Genomic DNA, 16,520 nt, shown 5'->3' with positions numbered 1-16,520 from the left:
TTTTCAATCCACTACGGCGAAGGGGCCGGCCGCCGACTGGCCCCACTTTTTACCTCCTTTCTGTTATGGCAACCGCCACCAAAACCCCCAAGGCCCCGGTCACTCAACTCCCGGCCATCGTTCCTGCCGGTACATCCACTACCCCAGAACGCACCCCCTCTCTACAGGAGAGGGGGCCGGGGGGTGAGGCCCCAGCCTACCTCATCGACAAAGTCGACGAGGCCACCGGCGAAGTAACCCAGGTGCCGCGCTTCCGCTACCTGCCCGGCCACCCTCGCCAGGTGCGTTTCGATGCCAAGGCCGGCCAGTTCAACATCAACGGCGTTACGCCGCTCGGCAATTCGCTTTCCTTCATTCCGCTGGCCTGGCGCATCTTCCAGGACGACATTCTGAACATGGGCCGCAAGCTCTGGGCCGAGCTGTTTTTTGCCGATGACAAAGGCGCCGTCTGCGCCGTGCTCTTCCACGGCTACAGCGTCGAAAACCTGTACCGCCTCATCGAGCCGCTGTTCTACGACGACCTCACTCTGGCCGACGTGACAGTAAAAGTCACCGCCGAGAAGAAGCAGACCACCAAGGAAGGCAAAACAGCCACCTACTACATAGCCCAGTTCAGCTACGAGCCCGCCGACCCCGCCGAGGTGGCCGCCCGCCGCGCCTTCGCCCGCGACTTCCCCATCTGGCGCGCCGAAACCCACACTGGGGCCGCCGACCTGCGCATCCAGCACGGCTATACTGCTCCCAAGGGAGAAGCGGCCCTGACGGAGGAACCCGAACCCCAACAAGCGGCCTAAGCCCTTCGGCCCCCTGCCCGGCAGGGTAGGGGGCCATTAGGGTGTCCGGCAAAATTCTAGCTCCTGTCTCCTAACTCCTTCCAAGCCATGTTCCATACCCTCACCCATCACCCCGGCCTGACCCAGGTCCAACACCGCGCCCTGCCCCAGGTCAGCAACACCGACCTGAGCAACCTCAAAAACGAGTTGTTAGGCCTCACCCGCCAACCCAACCCAGTGGCCCTAGCCTACGGCACCCACTTCCATACCGCCACCCTCGAACCCACCGCCTACGCTCGCACCGACGAGCGAGGCATCAAGTGGGCCGACCTGGAAACGCTGGCCCGCCAGGTGCGCCGCCAGCGCTACTGCCGCGACCTGCTCTACCGCGGCCACGCCGAACAGTCCTACACCGCCATCCACGCGGCCACCGGAGTAGGGGTTAAGCTCCGCCCGGACCTGCTGGTGCGCAGCCGCGCCGGCCGCCAGTTCACGCTCATCGACTTCAAAACCACCAGCAGCCCCGACCTGGCCCACTTCCTTACTACCATCGAAAAGTACGACTACGACCGCCAGGCCGCCCTCTACCTCGACGTGCTCGGCGCCACGCGCTTCCTCATCATCGGCGTGCAGAAGAAGGCCCCGCACGCCGTATGGCGCGTCGAACTAACCGCCATGCCCGGCCTCCTCGAGCAGGGCCGCAAAAAATACACGGCGCTGCTGCGCCGTTACGCAACACGGCTCTTCTCGTAGCCTGCTTGCCGGGCGACTAAGGCCTCATGTGCTGACTACTTGATTGCGGGATTTATTACGACCTTGCTGGTCCATCCTTCTGTCTGGTACGTTTGCTCCCTGTTTACTCCGCCGTCTCCTTCAACGGCCTCATGCCCGGCGGTGGCACCCGGCCGTGGGCAGTCTACGTGCGCGATGGAACCCGCGGCAAGCTCCAGCCTTTCGTAGTCAAGCTGTTCAAAGCTTCGCATCTGGATCAGCATCCGCACCTGGCTGCGGAGGTATTTGGCTCCGTGTTGGCGGAGATGTTCGACCTGCCCCACCCAGAGCCGGCCCTGATTGAATTTTCTCCAGCTTTCCGGGCTACGCTCGACGAGCCCCAGCAACGGCAACTGGCCGAAGTTGCGCCCGGCCCGCTGTTTGGCTGCCGACTGGTAGAAAGCCCTTATGCCTACTCCCGCTCCCTGCCGCTGAAGAAGCTCGAAGCCTACGAAATGGAAACCGTTTACGGTTTCGATAACCTCATTCTCAACGTTGACCGCCGGCCGGACAAGCCCAATCTGCTGATGCCCGATCAGGAGGCTATTCTGATTGATCACGAACTTGCTTTTTCCGGTATTAAACGGGTTTTCAGTAACTTATTAGACGGTCGTTGGGAACATCTATACCAGCGTCATCTGTTCTACTCCTACCTTAAAGCTCGTGGCCCAATAGCCAACAGCTCAGCGTTCGGCACCTTTACCGAGTATCTGCGCGGCCTCAACCCGCAACTGCTGCTGCCGTACCACCAGCAACTTTCGGAGTTGAATTGTTCTTTGCCCGACTTCGATTTGTTAATCCAGTACCTTTGCCATCAAAAGGCCAACGCTGGGCAATTTGAAACCCTGCTGCGCCACACCATCTCGTGAACACGATTTATTTCAACCTGCTCAAGTACGTGCATTCCCCCTTTCTTGGGGAGGAAGTGAACGTGGGAATCCTGCTCTGTTTCCCGGAGCAGGGGCGGCTGGAATTTCGGTATCCGGCCCGCTTTAAGCGGCTGCGCCACCTGTACCAATCGTTTTCTGAACGCCAGCTGCTTTCCTACCTCACTAGTTTTGGCAAGCGCGTGGCTCGTGCTAATACCGAGCTGGGCGGCGCCCTCACGCCGGAATACTACTCTTCCTTTATTACCCGCGAGTTGGTGCCGGCCGACGCTACCGTGCTCCGCTTCGGAAACCTGACCAAAGCCGTAGCTCACCCCGACGACGACCCGCAAGCAGTGGCCGACGAGTACTATGAGCTGTACTTTGCTGAAACCCAGCCAGCGCCCCGCGCCGGCCAGCATAAGCGCGACTCGTTTCTGATCAGCAATTTCCGCCGCAACCTGGAAGCCCACGACGCAGGGGTGTTCCAATTGCTACGCCGTAACGTGGAAGTACAGGCCGCCGCCACCACCGTCCGCTTTGATTACGTCTGGCAGAACGGCACCGAGAACTTCATCAAACCCGTCAGCTTCGATCTGGCCGATGCCGATGAAATCAACCGGAAAGCTGTGTACACCCACGGCTGGCTCCACCTACTGGCCCCAGTAGCCGAAGCCGAAAACTACCGCTTCGATCTGCTGCTGGCCCAGCCTACCGACCGTAAGCTGTTCTCCGCGTTTGAGAAAGCAGTAGAAATTCTAAACGCCACGTCTGCTCCCAAACAGCTCATCCCCGAAGGTCGCCGCCTCGAAGAATATTCCCACCACGCGGCTCATTACCTGCGCCAGCACTACCAGGGTGGCCCGGTGGGGATGTACGCGGAGACACCGTCTTAGCAATAGCCTCCTTCCATCGAGGCTTTTCAGTGAGCTAGGGTTGGGGCGCCGCCGGCTTCCCGAGCACGGCATCCAACTCTTCCGACGTAGGCAGGCTGCGGCGCAGCTCCGCGGGCAGGGTAGCGGTAAGCTGCCACTCGGCCACGCCAATCGGCTGACCCAGGCCGCGTAATGCGTATTCCGCTACCACCCGGTTCTGATTTTTGCACAAAATCAGCCCGATGGTGGGCTGGTCGGTCGGGTGGCGCAGCAGGTCGTCGGCCGCCGCCAAATAGAAGTTCATCTTGCCACTGTCCTCGGGCCTGAACTCGCCCATCTTCAGGTCGATGACAACAAAGCACCGCAGCTTAAGGTGATAGAACACCAGATCCAGGTAGTAGTCCTGCCCGCCGACTTCCAGGTGATACTGACTGCCCACCAGCGCAAAGCCCTTGCCCAACTCCAACAGGAAGGAGCGTACATGCTCCAGCAGACCCCGCTCCAAGTCTCGTTCCTGCGCCTCCAGCCCCAGTGAGAGGAAATCGAAGGTGTACGGGTCCTTCAGAATCTGCTGCGCCAGCTCCGACTGCGGGGCGGGCAGTGTGCGGCTGAAGTTACTCACGGCCCGCCCTTGTCGGTGGAAGAGGCCGCTTTCCACCTGCGCGGCCAGTACGTTGCGGCTCCAGCCATTTTCAATGGTCTGCTGCACGTACCACGCCCGCTCGGCCGGGTCTTTCACCTTGTCCAGTAGCCGGACATTATGGCCCCATGGAATTTTTGCAACAAGCTGTTGCAAAGTTGCTTCGTCCGGCCAGGCCTCCGCAAAGGCCTTCATATAGCGCATGTTACGAGGTGAGAAGCCCGTCAACGTAGGGAAGTCCTGCCGCAAGTCCTGCGCCAGCCGAACGACTACCTCTGCTCCCCAACCCTGCTGTTGCTCCTGCAGCAAGATGCTGCGGCCAATGCGCCAGTACAGCTGCACCAGTTCCGAATTCACGGCCAGCGCCGCCCGCACCTGCGTCTCGCGGATGTGGGCCTTTAGCTCGGTCAGGAACTGCGGATAATCGGATGGTAACGAGAGAGCAGACATAGGCAGCGAAGATAAAACAGGCCCAAAAGAAACGAAGACCGCTCACGCAAAATTACCAGCGGCCCTTGCACCGCCTCAGGGCCGTTATTACTTACCCCACGGCCATCTTCCCGGCGTCGTGCCACAGGAACCCCGGCAGTGGCGTTGCCAACTCCCAGATAATGGCCATGGGCCGGTTGCCCTTGTGGCTCAGGTACCGTACCGGCCCCAGAAACACATACGGCATCGTTAGGCCCGCCGCATCCTGGTTCCGCTCGCGTACGAACAGCAGAATGTTCTTCCCTTGCGCCTGGTGCTGAATGTAGCTGATGCCCTTGGGCGTGTCCTCGGCCGTGCTGTTCTGCGACTCCCAGTGAAACAGCGTGTCGCTGATGGCATAGTCGTGGTAGAGCGTGGTAGGGGAGTAGTTGCGGCTGGACTTTTCAAGCGTCACAAACAGCAGCTCCGTGTTCAGCGCCGCTACGTAACACAACCCTTCGCGCACCGACGGATTCCGCTCAAACGTCCACACTCCGAACGCGCACAGGATTTCGTCGCGGCCATAGCGGCTGTGCAGCTGCAGGGCGCAAGGGTAGGACAGGTCCAGGGCCACGGGCGGAATGCTGATCTGCGCCTCGCAGACATCCACTACCTCACGCACCTCCGCCGTCAGGGTCGGCATGGTCCGTAACGTGGCCAAGCTGTCCCGCAACGAATCCAGGCCCAGCTTGGGCCCCGGCTTCTGGTAGAGCAGGTAGTGCAGCATCAGCCCCATTTCCGGGCCCAGTGGCATAGCCAACAGTTCCGTCAGTTCTTCCTCTCCCGCAAATACCCGCCGCACAAAGGCCAGGAAAGCCGGCCCGTTGGCTTGGGCCAACCGCCACACGCTGCCCACCAGCTGCTTTTCCGGGGCCGCCAGCTCCGGCGGCGCCAGCACCCCCGCCCGGACTTTTAGGGCCGTCCAGCCCCGGTCGCTGCGGGAGCGGTAAATGTCCACCAGCGCAAAGTGGGTATGCGCCAGAAAATTGGCCAGCGTGAGTGGCAGCGCACTTTCCAGGGCGAAGCCGCGGATGCGCCGTTCCAGTACCCGCACATTCTCGCCGGTGGCAGCCTTTATGTTGTCGAGAATGAACCGCATGGCCTCGCGCTCCATCTGGATGCTGCAGCCCACCGGCAGCCGTGGGAATCCCGCTTCCGCTTCGCTCAGCACCGAGCCGCCGGTGCGGCCCAGCAGCGCCCGAAACTTCTGCTCGTAGCTGTATTCCTGCCGCGCCTGCCCCACGAAGTCCAGCACCGTGAGGCACTCCTTGCTCTCGTGCAGGCGCAGCCCCCGGCCCAGCTGCTGCAAAAACACCGTCAGGCTTTCCGTGGGCCGCAAAAACAGCAGCGTGTCCACCTCGGGAATATCCACGCCCTCGTTGAAGATGTCCACCACGAACAGGTAGTTGAGCTCCCCGCGCCGCAGCTGCGCCACCGCCGCCTGGCGCTGCTCGGCCGTGGTATCGCCACTGGCCAGATAACTGGCCTTGAGGCCCGCCGCCTGGAACTTGGCCGCCATCAGCCGGGCGTGCTCCCGCGTCACGCAGAACCCCAGGGCCCGCGCCTGCTGGGGCGCCAGTAAATAATTTTGCAGCGCGTCCAGGATGGCACTCACCCGCACGTCGTTGCCGGTGTACACGTTGGTCAGGTCCTCGGCGGCGTAGCGTCCGTTGGTCCACCGCACGTGGCGGTAATCTATGGGGTCGGTGATGCAGAAGTACTGAAACGGCACCAGCAGCCCCCGCGCAATGGCTTCCGGCAGCCGGATTTCTGCCGCAACGGTGTTGTCGAAGTCCGGCAGAATGCTCTCCCCATCAGCCCGCTCCGGCGTGGCCGTCAGCCCCAGTAAAATAGTCGGCTCAAACCACGCCAGAATGGGCCGGTACGAAGCCGCCGCCAAATGGTGCACCTCGTCAATCACCAGGTACTGGTAATAGTCGCGCGGGATGGTTTGCTGAAAGAAGTCCAGCCGCGAGGCAAAGGTCTGCACCGACACGAACAGGTGCTCAAACTGCACCGGCTGCTCGGCGCCCACCCACAATTCCCCGAAGTTGGCTTCCCCCAGAATGTGCCGGAACGTGGCTCGGGCCTGCCGCAGAATCTCCTCCCGGTGGGCCACAAACAGCAGCCGCGGCAGGCCCGTCAGCTGCCGGGCAAACCGGGCGTAGTCAAACGCCGACACCACCGTTTTGCCCGTGCCCGTCGCCGCCACCACCAGGTTACGGAAGTGTCCCCGCAGGCTCCTTTCCACTTCTAAGCGGTCCAGGATTTCCTGCTGGTACGGAAACGGCCGGATGCGGAAGTTGGGCAGTGTATCAGCCTCCGCCGCCCCACTATCGGCCTGCCGCAAAGCCAGGGCCAGCTTCTGGCGTTGTTCGGGCAGGCTGCAGTAGTCCTCAAATTCCGGCGAGTTCCAGTAGGTCTCAAACGTGCCCCGAAACTTGTTTAAAATGGCCGCATTGTCCTGGGCCGTCACCTTCACGTTCCACTCCAACCCGCTGGTCAGCGCCGAGCGACTCATATTGCTTGACCCGATGTAGGCCGTATCAAAGCCCGAGTTGCGGCTGAACAGATAGGCTTTGGCATGCAGCCGTTCGTGCGCCGTGTTGTAGCTGATGCGCAACTCGGCCCCTGGCAGCGCGGCCAGTGCATCCGCCGCCTTTTGGTCAGTGGCGCCCATGTAGGTGGTCGTGAGCAGCCGCAGCGGCTTGCCTTGCTCGGCAAAAGCCTGGAGTGCGGGCAGCAGCAACCGCAGCCCGCTCCACTTCACGAAGCTTACGATGAAGTCAATCCGGTCGGCCGTCGCAATTTCCTTCTTTAACTCAGCCTCCATCGACAGCTCCGAATTGCCCCCGCTGAACAGGTCGCTCTGCGAAAAGCGCAACGCCGGCTCCAAGCCATCCAGGTGCTTGCCCAAGTCGTTTTGCGCGGCCAGCGGCACATGCAGCCGCGGCAGCACCGCCCGCAGCAACTGCCCTTCCGGCGCCAGGCCGCTGCCCGCCGCCAGCACATCCGACTTTTCCTGCAGGTAGGCAATGACTTCGTTGGCCAGGGTCAGCTGTTCGCCTACCTCTTCGTTCTTGGCCAGCTGCCCCAGCACTTTGCCCAGCAGCTGCGTCAGGTGCCGCGTAATAAACACCGCCGCATCATCGGCCCCCAGACTCTTTTCCGCAATAGCGTAGGTAGTGGTTTCTACTGCCGCAAGCTGGCTCCGCAGCTGTTGCGTAACCAGCGTCTCGTAATGGCCCGTTTCCAATACAGTAAGGATAGCGTAATTGAGCGCGCAACGTCGCGTCGGCCGTGCAAGGAACACCCGATTGTGACAGGAATCCAAACCACCCGCAACAAGTGCCGCCTTCCTGCAGTCTACTTCGATTCTGGCCTAATGCAAAAGGCCGGCCCCTACGGAGTAGGAGCCGGCCTTACCGGTTGTCGCGGGGTGGTTGCTAACTCAGCGTTTACGCTTCCTTCACCACCATCGGTGCGGCATCCTGTTCCGGTTTCACCGCCATGTTAACCGGTACCGGCGCGACAATGGGCGGGCCCATTACTACTTCCCCGAACAGCGGATTGGCCGGCAGCTCCTGCCCGCCGTTGCCATCCGGAATCTGGTTGTAGATAATCAGCTCTTCGCCCGGCGTACTCTGGGCTAGGTGGTCCAGCAGCACCTCCTGCCCGCTGTTGGCGTGCAGTGCCTGCGTGAGGATGGTATAGGTGCTCACGTCCACGTTGTAGAGCTGGTTGAGCTCGTTCATCTGCGTGGCCGCGTCCTCGGCTGCCCCGATGGCATCGGCCAGCAGTTGGGTGTAGCGCCGCGCCTTCCGGTCAGTCTTGGCCCGCAGGCTGATGGCGCGTTTCATGCGCCGCTTAAACTGGGTTTGATAGGCGGTAAGTGCCATGGTATAGAAGTGAGATGTTAGAAATGAGAAGTAAGAGAGGAAGTGACTGGCAAAGCAGAGAGGTGAGGACCAGAGCGAGGCCGTTGAACGACTCTTACTTCTAAGTTCTCACCTCTCAGTTCTACCCTAGGCCACGTACTCAATGGCCAGCGGGTTGGTGCTGTTGTTGTTCAGGGCGTAGAACTTGCCGTTGATCTGCTGGTAGAAATTGATGCCCACCACGCCCACCACTAGGTTGGCGTCGGCTGGGGCGGCCGGGAAGCTGGCCACCACCGTCTGGTTGGCCAATGGTGCGCTGTTGAGAGGCAGAATGCCCAGCGGAGCCGCCACCACGGCGTTGGTGAAGGTCAGCGCCTCCATGTTCAGGTCCAAAGCCGCAAACACCACCTCGAAGTGCGTGGCCCCCTGCGGCGCGGCAATGTCCGAGGCCGGGTTCAGCGCCGGGATGCTCATGGTCACGTCCGCGCCGTTGCCCGTCACCTCGTAGGGGAAGTACATGGTCTGGCTGATGCCGGCCCCGGCGTTGAAGTTGAAGCCCAGCAGCGGCGCCGAATTGCCCGAGTCGAACACCCGCTGGCCCCGGTCGTTGGTGTCGTCGAGCCCGATGACCTCGCGCATAACCTTGGTGAGGCGGGCCGCCAGCTGACTGTCGCTGGCCGAGGCAATGGCCACCCGTAGCGAGTCGCGCAGCACCTTGCTGTACTTGGCGGCCAGCCCGAATTCGGCCGCGTTTTCGCGGGTGCGGGCCCGGCTCGGGGCGTTGGCGAAGGCGGCCTTGTCGCTGGCCGGCTTCTGCGAGATGTTTCCGTTTTTGCCGAACACCAGGCCCCCGACGGTGCCCTGGATGCCGATAATACCTGTCTGACGTGCCATACTGGTAAGTCGTTTTAAGAGTGAAAAACCATGTTGTTGGCTGCTTGCACTTGCGCGACCTTGCTACCAGGTGCAGCCCACCCCGTAGCGCCGCTTGTTTGAGTAGTTGAGTTTGCGCCACTGCCGCGGCGTGAGCACGCCCACGGCTCCGCACTTCCAGAGGAGACCCCTCTGGGGCAGCCGGGCGGCCACTGCCGCCGCCTGCTGCGCCGCCCGGCCCGCCACCCGGCGTTTCGGGTCCCAGGCCCACGCCCAGCCGCGCACCACCAGCAGCGAGTCCAGCGCCAGCGCCGGCTTGCCGGCCACCGGCAGCCGCACCGTGGCCAGGGTCCGGCCATACAAGTCCATGCCCCGCCGGGTCAGTAGCACCGTTCTGTTTGAGTTAAGGAGCCGGGCCACCGAGTCGGCCGCCTGGGGCCCGAAAGGCTGATCCGGCTCCGGCGCGTCCACCCCGGCCAGCCGCACCCGGTACGTGATGCCTTCGGCCAGCACATCGTAAGTATCGGCGTCCACCACCCGCACTATCCGGCCTGTTTCTTCCGGCGGCGTGGTGGCTGCGAGGCTGGTCGGGGCCAGGCTTTGAAAAGCAGTGTCGCCCAACCCGAAACCAGCTGCAACCAGTAGCAACAACCCGCTGATATACAGTGCTTTATCTTTCATGAGACGAAACTACAGCCGACTCTCAGTCGTTGTATATTCGTCTGTCCAAGTAGTCCCAATTCGCCCCCACATGCCCCAGGTCTGCCTCTATCCCAAAGATGTTGCCCAACTCACCGGCACCGGCTACGATGCCGGCAAGCGCCTCCTGCAGCGTATCCGCGCCCAGCTGCGCAAGCCCGCCCGCGCCTACGTTTCCGTTGCCGAGTTCTGTGCCTATACGAGCCTTCCGGAAGCCGAAGTAGTAGCCGCACTTACTGGCAAATCAGCGTCCGTCAACCGGCGCTGAAGGCAGGACGGAGGCAGTCTGCAGGCACCTTGCGCCCGCCTCGTACATTCGCCGGAAGCTTGTCGGGCTTACGAACGGTTCACAGCCCGGCTGACCGCTGACCAGTAGAATAAGCGCAAACCAAACAGATTCAGTAATACTTCAGCTACACCCTGTGTGCAATGGCCTCTACTCCGGAATTTGTCGAATTTGTCGTTGAGCAGATTAACAGCTCCGGCCACGTTACCGCCAAAAAGATGTTCGGGGAGTATACCCTGTACTGGGACGGTAAGCCCTTTGCCCTTGTTTGTGACAACAAGCTGTACATTAAGCCTACTGTAGCGGGACGGGCTTTTTTATCCGAAGTGACCGAGGCCGCGCCTTACCCAGGCGCAAAGCCCAGCTTCCTGATTGAAGAGCAGTTGGAGGACCGGGAGTGGCTGACAAATCTGGCCCGCCTGACGGTGGAAGAATTGCCCGAGCCCAAACTCAAAACTAAAAAGCCGCGCGGCATCTAGTGGCTCAGTAAACGATACCGTCTACCGCGCCGGCTCCCTCTCATAAAACTTCCCTGACACCACCTGCCAAGCGCTAAATATCGCTGGGGCTAGCAGCCGTGCCTTTTCCTTGGCGTAGCGGTCCGTCAAGCCCGTCAGGGCCGGACAACCCTTTTGCCGCGCCGCGCATCTGGCGCTCAGTCCGGGCGCGAATGGAGGCGCTTCGTGCTGCCTGCTTCACTCCACGGAGGGGCTGCCGGCTTGGTCTTTGAGGAAAGCACCCCATCCAGTCCTTTCCTACATTTATTACTTCCTCTTATCCCATCCTGTATTGATGAAACTACTTACCGCAACTATTGCCGGCCTGCTGCTGTGCGCCCCGGCCTTCGGGCAGGACCTCCGTTCCTACGTGGCAACCAGCACGGTGCCCATTACCACCGTAGACCCTGCCGCCGCGGCCGATGATTATACCGATTTAGCCCCTCTGGGCCAGGCCATCGGCGAGGCCCGGGTGGTCATGCTGGGTGAACAGGACCACGGCGACGGCCCGGCGTTCCAGGCCAAAACGCGCCTGATCAAATACCTGCACGAGCGCAAAGGCTTCACCGTGCTGGCCTTCGAGAGCGACTTTTACGGCCTGACCACGGGCTGGGACCAGCTGCCCAAACAACCCGACTCCATCCGGCACTTTCTGCCCCGGAATGTCTGGCCCTACTGGACGCGCAGCGCCGACTGCCGCTACCTGTTTGAGCAGTACATCCCCCAAAGCTTCCAGACCGCCAGCCCGCTCCAGGTGAGTGGCTTTGATTCGCAGATTTATCACCGGCATAGCTACTTACACCTGACAAAAGACCTGAACCGTTATCTGGTTAGCTCGGGTATCGCCGGCAGGTTTGCTTCCCCGGCCGCCTACCAGCAGTTTCTGGAGGCGCTGCAAGGGCGCATTGCCGGGCCGCGTACGCCCGGCGCCTTTCGCCCGGGTATGCGCCAGCCCCTGGCGGATGGCCTGCAGCTTATCAGTCAGGCCCAGCTCGCCGCCCGCGACACGTCGGTCTGGCTGCGCGTGGTAGAAAGCCTGCGGGCCCTTATCGTGGAGGATGACGCGGCCTACAGACTGGTCCGGGACAAAGCCATGGCTGACAACCTGAAGTTCCTGCTGACCACGCAGTACAAAGACGCGAAGGTCATCGTCTGGGCCGCCAATGCCCATATCATGAAGCGTACCGACCAGATAACCAGCAAGGCCAAACGTTTCGATGAGGTGATATGGCACAACATGGGTACGCACTTCACCCAGGACCTGCAATGGGCCCGGCAAACGTACGTGCTGGGTTTTGCCTCATACCAGGGCACCGCCGGCCGTCTGGGAGTAGCTTCGTATCAGGTGGAGGCGCCCGACAAGAATGGCCTGGAAAACTGGGTACCGGCCGGCATGGCCTATGGCTTCCTTGATTTCACCTCCTACAACCGGCAGTTCAACAATCCCGCCACGCCCTTCCTGCTGAAAAGTCCCACTCATTTCACGATTGCAGCACGGATTGCGCCGGTTGCGTGGAATCAGGTGTACGACGGCCTGTTCTTCATCCGGGACATGCAGGCGACGACAAAAATCAAGTAGGCATCGGTCATGCCACGCATACTGAGTGTGGGGCGGGACCAGCCCCGGCATTCCGTTTCGGTACCCTGATGGGCTGTTGCTGCGCTTGCCGGTAGCAACCCAGGCAGCCAACGCCCACTACCGCGCCGGCTCCCCGTTGTACCACTCCCCCAGAATCTTCCGCCAGGCTTCCAGCACCGCCGGCGCCAGCAGCCGGGCCTTGTCCTTGGCGTAGCGGTCCGTCACGTCCTCATCAGCGTGCCCCAGTACCAGCTTGGCCAAGGCCTTATTGCCGTTGCTGACCTGCTTGAGCAGCGTGCCCGCCGTGTGCCGCGCCGTGTGGGTGCTGATGACCTGCCAGATGGGCCGCCAGTTGTGCACCACCCGGCCGCCCGTAATCAGCCGGTCGTCCCACTCCCGGGTCAGGCCCGCCCCTTTCGCTATTTCCTTGATCCAGTCGCCACGCTGCTGCCAGTTGCGGGCCGGAAAGTGCCAGCCCCACCGCTCGCCGATGTGCACCGCAATAGGGGGCAGAGGTACGGCTGCATCATTACCGGTCTTGCCCTGCGCGTGCAGCAGCGCCGGCACTTGGCTGCCATCCTCCAGCGTCAGGCTGATCCGCTCCCGCCGGTCGAACTTCTCCAGGTCCTCGTACCGTCGCCCGCTGAACAGTTGAAACAGCCACCGGTCCCGCTCCTCCGCTAAGTTCTCCGAGGTCGGCCGCCATTGAATCAGCCGGCGCACCTCCTCCACCTCCAGATCCAGTTGCGGCGCATTCTTAGCTGAGTACTGCAGCCATGCCATGTCCGCCTTCAGATTCAGCTGCTCCAGGCACTTCCTTATGCCGCCGAAGTGCACCTTGATAGTGGCGTCCGACTTCTGCAGGTCCAGCAAGTGCTGCTGGTACTCCTTGGCCACCTTCTGCGTCACCTGCTCGGGCCGCAGTTCCGGCCGCCACACTTCCATCATCGTGGCCAGCTGGTCATACTTGCGCAGCGAGTCCTTGGCCAGGTTGCGGTTTTCCGCTTTCCATTCCTCCAGCACCTGCCGGAAGGTGCGGGCGGCCTCTTCTTTGGCTGGTACCGGCGCCGCCACCTGCCGGGCCTCAGCCGGCAGCAATTCGGCCAGCATAGCCGCCTTGCTCACCTTGTGCAGCGGGGCCGCGTCGTAGAGCCGGTAAAACATATCACTTACCTGCTTGACCATTTTGGCCAGGCGGGAATTGATGTTGTAGTGAAAGTCGGGGTGAGTGGGTACCGTACCTTCCTCTTTTGCCGTCAGTTTGCGACCCTCCATCACGCTCTGGGTTGCGCTGTGCCACAGCAGTTCCACCTCCCCATTCTTGCCCTCCCGCTGCGGCAGGATGATTTCACCGGTATCTATCTGAAATTCCTCGCCATGCCAACGTGCCGTAAGGCGCACCGGGCAGAATCCGTTCTGGTTGATGGCCGCCAGCCGCGGATACAGCCGCACGCTGATTTTCCTCTTGTAAGTGGTAGGGCGCAGCATGATCTTCGATTATGTCCCGGTTCTATTACCGGTTATTGTCCCGGTTTAACACCAAACTAATCGAATAAAATGAAGTTCGCAAGCATTTCGCCCGAGCCAAAACCCCGTTAGCACGCCTAGAAGGGCATAAACGAAAAATGCCCGCCGATAAAGGCGGGCATTTTTTACTCGAGGCGCTCCCTCCTGGGCTCGAACCAGGGACCCTCTGATTAACAGTCAGATGCTCTAACCGGCTGAGCTAAGGAAGCGGTTATGGCGGCGTTTTTTGCCGTTGCTGGTGCAATATTAGTCCAATTTGAAAGTTTGTGCAAATAATAGACTAAAAAAAAGTTGTGCTTTATAGCTAGTTCGTGATTGTCAGGATACTACCGGATAAAGAAGTTGAGTACTGGCGCAACGAACGGCTGGCCCGTCCGGCTTGAGGACGACCCTGAAGGTCGAATTGTGAATTACAGCAGGGATCTTTCAGAAACAGCCGCGACGCATCAATACGAACCCGGGCGCAGGTGTCGTTGGCACGGTAAGGGCAGTTGCGCTCAAAAGCTAAATAGGTGTTGGCATTCTGGCGCACCACAATAAGGCCACGCACACCGCCGGCCACATAAGCGGCTCCATTATCGGCGCGGAGCGTTGCGTACTCCTGGTTGGTAAGGTTAATAGGAGAATTGAAAGCTACCAGTGGAATCTGAGGCTCAACTGCGTTGGAACTGGATTCGCAGGAAGCCAGCACCCCTGACCCCACGAAGGCCAGCAGCCCCAGCATAACGCGCCAACTGCCTGCGCTAGCAACAGTGGAAGAGGTGTCAGGTGCTTGCATGATAAAAGAGTTGCTGCTTGTATTCGTCTGCTTATTGATCAATCACCGTCAGGCGAAACTTTCGTTGCAGCAATGGGGCGCGGACGCCGTTGCTTATACGGCTCCCAGTCCCGCCTCGCCGTCATAACGGTAGATGCAGGACTGTGGTATGTACGCTCGGGCAGAGGTTACTGCACACTCTCGAACTGCCGCAGGAAACGCATGTCGTTTTCCGTAAACAGGCGCAAATCCTTGATCTGGTACTTGAGCATCGTAATCCGCTCGATGCCCATGCCCCAGGCGTAGCCAGAGTAGCGTTCTGGGTCGATGCCGGACTGCTCTAGCACGGCCGGATCGACCATGCCGCAGCCCCCGATTTCCACCCAGCCGGTGCCTTTGCAGATGTTACAGCCCTTGCCTTTGCAGATCAGGCAGGTGATATCAATTTCGGCGCTGGGCTCAGTGAAAGGGAAGAAAGACGGCCGGAAGCGCACCTGCACATCACTGCCGAACAGTTCCTGCACGAAGTGATATACCGTCTGCTTGAGGTCGGCGAAGCTCACGTTTTCATCCACGAACAGCGCTTCCACCTGATGGAACATCATGTGGGCGCGGGCCGAAATAGCTTCATTGCGGTATACGCGGCCGGGCATAATGCTCCGGATTGGAGGCTTCTGCGCCTGCATCACGCGTACCTGCACGGGGCTGGTATGCGTGCGTAGCACCCACTCCTGCTCGCCGGGTGTACGGCGCACAAAGAAGGTGTCTTGCATGTCGCGGGCGGGGTGGTTTTCGGGAAAATTAAGGGCCGTAAAGTTGTGCCAGTCGTCCTCAATTTCGGGTCCTTCGGCCACGTTGAAGCCGATGCGGGCCAGAATGCGCACGATTTCCTCACGCACTACGCTCAGCGGGTGGCGGGTGCCCAGCGCCTGCGGTACGGCGGGCAGAGTATAGTCGAAGGTGGGGTCGGCGGGGGCAGTAGCAATGGCGGCTTCCAACTCCTGCTGACGGCCCTCGAAGCGGGCCAGCGCCAGCTGCTTGAGCTGGTTGAGCTCCTGACCAACAGCACGGCGCTGCTCTTGCGGCACAGTTTTGAGCTGATCAAACAAATCGGCCAGCTGGCCTTTGCGGCCGGTGTAGGCGATGCGAAACTGGTCGAGCTGCTCGGGGGTGCTGAGGTCGTACGCGTCTATTTCGGCGCGCAGCCGGTTGATATTCTCCTGCATAGTCGTGCAAAGGTAGGCAGTTGCTGGGTGAGTAAGAAAACCGCAGCCTTGCAGGCGGCGGATGTGAGCTTTTGAAAAAAATATGGCAGATAAAAACCGCTTTTTTGCTTAATAAAGGCGGTTTTGCTGAAACGTGCTGCTTTGGCCGATTCCAATAGAGGAAAATTGGTACGGTTGCTGACTTAGGCTAAACACCAGCGGCCAGTTGCCGGAACGTGGGGCGCCGCCCGTTCTGCTGCCACTCCGGCCCGGTTGCCTCTTTCTGTTTATCAGCTGTCTTTTCTCTTCTGGTTATGAAATCCTTGTTCCTCTCTGCTTTTCTGGTTGCTGCTTCATTCAGCGCTTCTTTTGCCCAGGGCCAACTGCCCGCCAGCGCCGACTCGTGGCTGGATGAGCTGGCCGAGCCGGCGGCCGTTGCTCCTGATGAAGCCGAGGCAGCCCCCACCTACACGATGAGCTGGAACACGGCTCCCGGCCAGAGTTTGAGCCTCCATGGCCGTCCTACTACCGACTATTGGGGCCGTCCGTTGAAGAAAAAGCAGAAAGCCAACCGCACTACTGCTGCCGCCAAAGAGGTGGCCTACCAAGAGCAAACCAGCACTGACCCTATGATGCAGTCGTCGGGCGTGATGGCTGCTCCCGGTATGAACACCGCGCCGTATCGCCGCGTGAGCACCGACTACTGGGGCCGCCCGCTCAAGCAGAAAGCGAAAGCCGCTACAACTTTAGGCAGAAGCACCACCGAAAACAGCACCTTGGCTTCCAGCGAGCCGGCCAGCTGGTAAGACATCCGAATATGCCGCCC

Annotated in this window: 16 protein-coding genes and 1 tRNA gene; 8 read left to right on the top strand and 9 right to left on the bottom strand. The window is 60.8% G+C overall.

From position 1 onward, the window contains the following. Positions 1–65 precede the first annotated feature (65 nt). The 4 genes from H8B14_RS04370 to H8B14_RS04355 all read left to right on the top strand — a co-directional run bounded on the left by H8B14_RS04370 (position 66) and on the right by H8B14_RS04355 (position 3,306). Positions 66–794, top strand: a complete 729-nt coding sequence (locus tag H8B14_RS04370; RefSeq protein ID WP_187314353.1) for a hypothetical protein — start codon at positions 66–68, stop codon at positions 792–794. 87 nt (positions 795–881) lie between these two features. Beyond that, entirely contained in the window at positions 882–1,526 is a 645-nt protein-coding gene (locus H8B14_RS04365; RefSeq protein ID WP_187314352.1) for a PD-(D/E)XK nuclease-like domain-containing protein, read from the top strand. Positions 1,527–1,618: 92 nt separating this feature from the next. Then, positions 1,619–2,413 (top strand): HipA family kinase, encoded by a 795-nt coding sequence (locus H8B14_RS04360; RefSeq protein ID WP_187314351.1) that lies wholly within the window; start codon positions 1,619–1,621, stop codon positions 2,411–2,413. After that, on the top strand, positions 2,410–3,306 hold the full coding sequence (locus tag H8B14_RS04355; RefSeq protein WP_187314350.1) for a DUF3037 domain-containing protein: 897 nt from the start codon (positions 2,410–2,412) through the stop codon (positions 3,304–3,306). Before H8B14_RS04360 ends, H8B14_RS04355 begins: the two co-directional genes overlap by 4 nt. A gap of 34 nt (positions 3,307–3,340) precedes the next feature. Here H8B14_RS04355 and H8B14_RS04350 read toward each other — a convergent pair whose 3' ends face one another. The 5 genes from H8B14_RS04350 to H8B14_RS04330 all read right to left on the bottom strand — a co-directional run bounded on the left by H8B14_RS04350 (position 3,341) and on the right by H8B14_RS04330 (position 9,825). Next, positions 3,341–4,375, bottom strand: a complete 1,035-nt coding sequence (locus H8B14_RS04350; protein WP_187314349.1) for a PDDEXK nuclease domain-containing protein — start codon at positions 4,373–4,375, stop codon at positions 3,341–3,343. Positions 4,376–4,466: 91 nt separating this feature from the next. Continuing rightward, positions 4,467–7,649 (bottom strand): DUF3427 domain-containing protein, encoded by a 3,183-nt coding sequence (locus H8B14_RS04345; RefSeq protein ID WP_187314348.1) that lies wholly within the window; start codon positions 7,647–7,649, stop codon positions 4,467–4,469. A 202-nt stretch (positions 7,650–7,851) separates the two neighbouring features. Beyond that, positions 7,852–8,292, bottom strand: coding sequence for a hypothetical protein (locus H8B14_RS04340; RefSeq protein ID WP_187314347.1), 441 nt, complete (start codon positions 8,290–8,292; stop codon positions 7,852–7,854). A 126-nt stretch (positions 8,293–8,418) separates the two neighbouring features. Next, positions 8,419–9,165 carry a hypothetical protein gene (locus tag H8B14_RS04335; RefSeq protein ID WP_187314346.1) on the bottom strand — a complete coding sequence of 249 codons (747 nt, stop codon included), beginning with the start codon at positions 9,163–9,165 and terminating at the stop codon, positions 8,419–8,421. Positions 9,166–9,228: 63 nt separating this feature from the next. Continuing rightward, positions 9,229–9,825 carry a thermonuclease family protein gene (locus H8B14_RS04330; RefSeq protein ID WP_187314345.1) on the bottom strand — a complete coding sequence of 199 codons (597 nt, stop codon included), beginning with the start codon at positions 9,823–9,825 and terminating at the stop codon, positions 9,229–9,231. A gap of 70 nt (positions 9,826–9,895) precedes the next feature. Here H8B14_RS04330 and H8B14_RS04325 point away from each other — a divergent pair, with 70 nt between their 5' ends. The 3 genes from H8B14_RS04325 (at position 9,896) to H8B14_RS04315 (ending at position 12,205) form a co-directional block, all read left to right on the top strand. Then, positions 9,896–10,111: a hypothetical protein gene (locus tag H8B14_RS04325; RefSeq protein WP_187314344.1), complete on the top strand. Its 216-nt coding sequence runs from the start codon at positions 9,896–9,898 to the stop codon at positions 10,109–10,111. Between the two features lie 161 nt (positions 10,112–10,272). Beyond that, positions 10,273–10,608, top strand: a complete 336-nt coding sequence (locus H8B14_RS04320; protein ID WP_187314343.1) for a TfoX/Sxy family protein — start codon at positions 10,273–10,275, stop codon at positions 10,606–10,608. A 313-nt stretch (positions 10,609–10,921) separates the two neighbouring features. Next, positions 10,922–12,205: an erythromycin esterase family protein gene (locus tag H8B14_RS04315; protein ID WP_187314342.1), complete on the top strand. Its 1,284-nt coding sequence runs from the start codon at positions 10,922–10,924 to the stop codon at positions 12,203–12,205. Between the two features lie 117 nt (positions 12,206–12,322). On the opposite strand, the gene H8B14_RS04310 is transcribed toward H8B14_RS04315, so the two are convergent. The 4 genes from H8B14_RS04310 to pheS form a co-directional block, all read right to left on the bottom strand. Next, positions 12,323–13,693 carry a phage integrase SAM-like domain-containing protein gene (locus tag H8B14_RS04310; protein WP_187314341.1) on the bottom strand — a complete coding sequence of 457 codons (1,371 nt, stop codon included), beginning with the start codon at positions 13,691–13,693 and terminating at the stop codon, positions 12,323–12,325. A gap of 174 nt (positions 13,694–13,867) precedes the next feature. Then, a tRNA-Asn gene (locus H8B14_RS04305) sits at positions 13,868–13,941 on the bottom strand. Positions 13,942–14,036: 95 nt separating this feature from the next. Continuing rightward, a complete protein-coding gene (locus H8B14_RS04300; protein ID WP_187314340.1) occupies positions 14,037–14,456 on the bottom strand; it encodes a Rieske (2Fe-2S) protein in 420 nt (139 codons plus the stop codon). Positions 14,457–14,677: 221 nt separating this feature from the next. Beyond that, positions 14,678–15,715, bottom strand: coding sequence for a phenylalanine--tRNA ligase subunit alpha (pheS, locus tag H8B14_RS04295; protein WP_187314339.1), 1,038 nt, complete (start codon positions 15,713–15,715; stop codon positions 14,678–14,680). A gap of 293 nt (positions 15,716–16,008) precedes the next feature. On the opposite strand from pheS, the gene H8B14_RS04290 reads away from it, so the two are divergent. Further along, the gene (locus tag H8B14_RS04290; RefSeq protein ID WP_187314338.1) at positions 16,009–16,500 is read left to right on the top strand and encodes a hypothetical protein; all 492 of its coding nucleotides are present in this window, start codon (positions 16,009–16,011) and stop codon (positions 16,498–16,500) included. Positions 16,501–16,520: the final 20 nt, after the last annotated feature.

This window comes from Hymenobacter puniceus, assembly GCF_014333525.1.
In the GTDB taxonomy this organism is placed as follows: domain Bacteria; phylum Bacteroidota; class Bacteroidia; order Cytophagales; family Hymenobacteraceae; genus Hymenobacter.
Note: the sequence above shows the minus strand (reverse complement) of the source record. Positions and strands in the feature narration are given on the sequence as shown.

What these genes read in the sequence shown, in the direction of transcription:
- H8B14_RS04310 (WP_187314341.1), bottom strand. Translation starts at nt 13,693, where the DNA reads ATGCTGCGCCCTACCACTTACAAGAGGAAAATCAGCGTGCGGCTGTAT.
- H8B14_RS04290 (WP_187314338.1), top strand. Translation starts at nt 16,009, where the DNA reads ATGAAATCCTTGTTCCTCTCTGCTTTTCTGGTTGCTGCTTCATTCAGC.
- H8B14_RS04320 (WP_187314343.1), top strand. Translation starts at nt 10,273, where the DNA reads ATGGCCTCTACTCCGGAATTTGTCGAATTTGTCGTTGAGCAGATTAAC.
- H8B14_RS04340 (WP_187314347.1), bottom strand. Translation starts at nt 8,292, where the DNA reads ATGGCACTTACCGCCTATCAAACCCAGTTTAAGCGGCGCATGAAACGC.
- H8B14_RS04370 (WP_187314353.1), top strand. Translation starts at nt 66, where the DNA reads ATGGCAACCGCCACCAAAACCCCCAAGGCCCCGGTCACTCAACTCCCG.
- pheS (WP_187314339.1), bottom strand. Translation starts at nt 15,715, where the DNA reads ATGCAGGAGAATATCAACCGGCTGCGCGCCGAAATAGACGCGTACGAC.
- H8B14_RS04300 (WP_187314340.1), bottom strand. Translation starts at nt 14,456, where the DNA reads ATGCTGGGGCTGCTGGCCTTCGTGGGGTCAGGGGTGCTGGCTTCCTGC.
- H8B14_RS04365 (WP_187314352.1), top strand. Translation starts at nt 882, where the DNA reads ATGTTCCATACCCTCACCCATCACCCCGGCCTGACCCAGGTCCAACAC.
- H8B14_RS04325 (WP_187314344.1), top strand. Translation starts at nt 9,896, where the DNA reads ATGCCCCAGGTCTGCCTCTATCCCAAAGATGTTGCCCAACTCACCGGC.
- H8B14_RS04335 (WP_187314346.1), bottom strand. Translation starts at nt 9,165, where the DNA reads ATGGCACGTCAGACAGGTATTATCGGCATCCAGGGCACCGTCGGGGGC.
- H8B14_RS04315 (WP_187314342.1), top strand. Translation starts at nt 10,922, where the DNA reads ATGAAACTACTTACCGCAACTATTGCCGGCCTGCTGCTGTGCGCCCCG.
- H8B14_RS04330 (WP_187314345.1), bottom strand. Translation starts at nt 9,825, where the DNA reads ATGAAAGATAAAGCACTGTATATCAGCGGGTTGTTGCTACTGGTTGCA.
- H8B14_RS04350 (WP_187314349.1), bottom strand. Translation starts at nt 4,375, where the DNA reads ATGTCTGCTCTCTCGTTACCATCCGATTATCCGCAGTTCCTGACCGAG.